The organism is Kitasatospora sp. NPDC007106, from assembly GCF_040634455.1.
Lineage (GTDB): Bacteria > Actinomycetota > Actinomycetes > Streptomycetales > Streptomycetaceae > Kitasatospora > Kitasatospora arboriphila.
In genome coordinates this window covers 1-2770 of sequence record NZ_JBEYFP010000761.1, presented here as the reverse complement: position 1 = coordinate 2770, position 2770 = coordinate 1, and the positions used below count along the sequence as shown (strand labels likewise).

At 76.3% G+C, this 2770-nt stretch carries 3 protein-coding genes; 1 reads left to right on the top strand and 2 read right to left on the bottom strand.

Features of this window, described 5'->3' with window-relative positions:
* Window positions 1-89: 89 nt before the first annotated feature.
* Window positions 90-284 (bottom strand): DUF5703 family protein, encoded by a 195-nt coding sequence (locus ABZ641_RS31985; RefSeq protein ID WP_030274148.1) that lies wholly within the window; start codon window positions 282-284, stop codon window positions 90-92.
* A gap of 374 nt (window positions 285-658) precedes the next feature.
* On the opposite strand from ABZ641_RS31985, the gene ABZ641_RS31980 reads away from it, so the two are divergent.
* Window positions 659-1276 carry a hypothetical protein gene (locus ABZ641_RS31980; RefSeq protein ID WP_344621564.1) on the top strand — a complete coding sequence of 206 codons (618 nt, stop codon included), beginning with the start codon at window positions 659-661 and terminating at the stop codon, window positions 1274-1276.
* 67 nt (window positions 1277-1343) lie between these two features.
* Here ABZ641_RS31980 and ABZ641_RS31975 read toward each other — a convergent pair.
* On the bottom strand, window positions 1344-2770 hold a 1427-nt coding region (locus ABZ641_RS31975), incomplete at its 5' end, for an AAA family ATPase (RefSeq protein WP_359987485.1).

Sequence of the window (2770 nt, the reverse complement as noted above, 5' to 3'; positions counted from 1 at the left end):
CCCCGGACGCACGGCCGTGCCCGGGGTCGTCGACCCTGCTCATGCCCCTGCCGGGCCCCGCGGCCCGGAGGCCGTGCCGGGGCCCGCCCTCACCAGCTGCGCGTCTGCCGGATGATCCGGCGGCGCAGCCGGACGGTCCGGCTGCCGTCCGGGTAGAGCCGCAGGCGGTCCAGCTCCCAGTGGCCGTACTCGGCGTGCTCGGTGAGCAGCTGGCGGGCCGCGTTGCGGCTCGTGCCGCGCGGCAGGCGCAGCGACTGGTACTCGTACTCGGGGGTCCGGACCAGTTTGGGTGGGGTCAAGTTCTCCTCCTGCCTCCGTGCCTTGGCCTGAACGCAAGCCTACGGCGTGGTGCCGACGGGCGGACCGGGCGCGCGGGGCGTCCGCCAGGCCCCGCGCCCCGGCCGCCGCCGCCCCGCCCTGACGTGCGCTCAGTTCCGGTATGCCGGACCGATACCCCGGCGCGGGCCGGTCGATGCCGGAGGCCCTCCGGCGGGACGCCGCGCAGGTGGTGCGGGCTCCGGGGCGGCCCCGGAGCGCTGCCGTCCGGTGAGTACAGAAGCACACGGATCGGACATCCGGGCAGAAGTTGTCGTGAATTCGCGGGCGTAGGTGACAACCCCTGTGCGTGCGGTCACCGGGGCGGGATAGCGTCTGCACCATGTCTGATGCCGCGCAGCTCACCATCAATGAGGTACGGGCCGCCGCCGAGGCGGTCAAGGCCGCGATCGACCGGCACCTTGAGGCCGTGGCCGGCACCACCGAGGAGGGCGATCCGGCCGTGGTCGCCGCGTACGAGGACCTGGCGGCGGCGGCAATCACCTACGACCAGCTGCTGTACGAGGTCTTCGACGAGGTCACCCCCTTCGAGGTGCCGGGCGACGGCAGCGAGGGCGGCTACACCGGGCCGGAGCAGCCCGAGGCGATCAGCGTGCTGATCCGCCGGGACTACCTGGTGGCCGACCCGAAGCGGCTGCGGGACCAGGCCGAGCGGGTGGACGACTCGCTCACGCCGGGCGGCGACACCGCCGCGGGCGTGAACGCGGCGATCGGGGTGCTGTTCGGCGAGTACGAGCCCGACGAGATCGCCGCACGCTGCGAGGAATTCGGACTGGAGGAGGGCGACTCCACGCTGTGGGTCTCCGCGAGCGAGCCCTCCGAACCTGGCGAGTGGCTGCCCGAGCCGTTCGACGCGGCCGACCCGCAGCTGCTGATCTGCCGGTTCGACATCAGCGAGGTCTACGACGACGACCCGGACGCCTTCGAGCCGGAGTCGTGACCGGGCGGTGAGCACAGGAGGGGCGGGGCCCGGCGGCCCCGCCCCTCCGGCACGTCCGCGGCCCCGCTCAGCCCTCCTGGCCGGTGTGCTCGGCGAGGATCGCCCGCAGCCGGGTGGTGCGCGGTGCGGCGGGCCGCTCGGCGACCGCCTGGGCGAGCGCGGGCCCGGCCGGATGCACCACGGAGAGGTGGCGCTGGGCGCGGCCGAAGGCCGTGTACACCCACTGGCGGGTGAGGCCCGCGGCGGCGTCCCCGGGCACCACGACCACCGCGCCGGGCCAGCGCCGGCCGACCGCCTGGTGCGCGGTGAGCGCCCAGCCGTGCCGCAGCCGGGCGGTCTGCGCGGGGGAGAGGGTGAGCCGGCTGCCGTCGGACAGCTCCAGGTGCAGCCCGGCGGCACCGCCGTCGAGGACCCGGCCGGGCAGGGTCGTGCCGGGCGTCGGCGACCAGGCGACGCGGTCGCCGGGGTCGAAGCCGCCGAAGGCGCCCGGGCCCGGGTTCAGCCGGGCCTTGGCCGCGGCGTTCAGCGCCCGGGTGCCCGCACCGCCGCCGTGGCCGGCGGTGATCAGCACGACCTGCTCGGCGGGGATGCCGAGCGCCCGCGGGATCGAGTCGGCGAGCAGCTGGACGGCCCGGTGGACGGCCTCGCCGGCGTCCTGGACGGCCAGGACGACCACCTCCTTGTCCGGCGCGTCGACGGGCTGGAGCTCACCGATCGAGATGCCGGACACCAGCTCGCCGATCGGCCCCTCGTCCGGGGTGCGGGAGGCGACGACCGGGCACGCCTTGGCAGCCGTCAGATCGGCCAGGAAACGGCCGGGGCCGGCCGACCAGAGCTGGTTCGGGTCGCCGCTGAGCACCAGCCGGGTGCCGTCGGCGAGCGCCTCCAGCAGGGTCGCCGCCAGCTCGACGTCGAGCAGTTGGGCGTCCGGGACGACCAGCAGGTCGAGGGCGAGGGTGCCGTCCTCGGCGCGGCCGGGACCGCCGGCACCGAGCAGCTCGGCCAGGGTGGCGAGGCGCCCGGCCGCCGGGGAGCCGTCGAGCAGCCCGGCGAGGACCGTACGGCCGTGGTCCGTCCAGGTGCCGGCCCAGGCGCGCAGGCCGAGCCCGTCCGCGGCGCGCAGCAGTGCGGCCAGCTCGGCGCGGGAGGCCTCGCCACCGGTGTGCACGACCAGCGCGCTCCCGGAGACGGCCCGGAGCAGCGCGGTGGCGGAGGAGGAGGACGCGGCCGCGGCGGCGGCCTCCCAGGCGGCCGGGCCGGGGGCGGCCGGCGCGATCCCTGCTGTGCCTTCCTCGGCTTCCGTGGCTTCGGGTTCGGCGTCGGGTTCGGCTTCGGCGTCGGTGCCCGGGACGAGGGTGGACTGCAGCCGCACCAGGGACTCGCCGAGGCTCTCCTCCGCGAATGCGCGGCGGCGCCGCGCGGTTGTGAGGACCGTCAGCAAGTCCCGGGTGAAAGGCAGCGTCCATGGGTTCGATCGCGTGCCCCGAGCGGCCG

What these genes read in the sequence shown, in the direction of transcription:
- ABZ641_RS31980 (WP_344621564.1), top strand. Translation starts at nt 659, where the DNA reads ATGTCTGATGCCGCGCAGCTCACCATCAATGAGGTACGGGCCGCCGCC.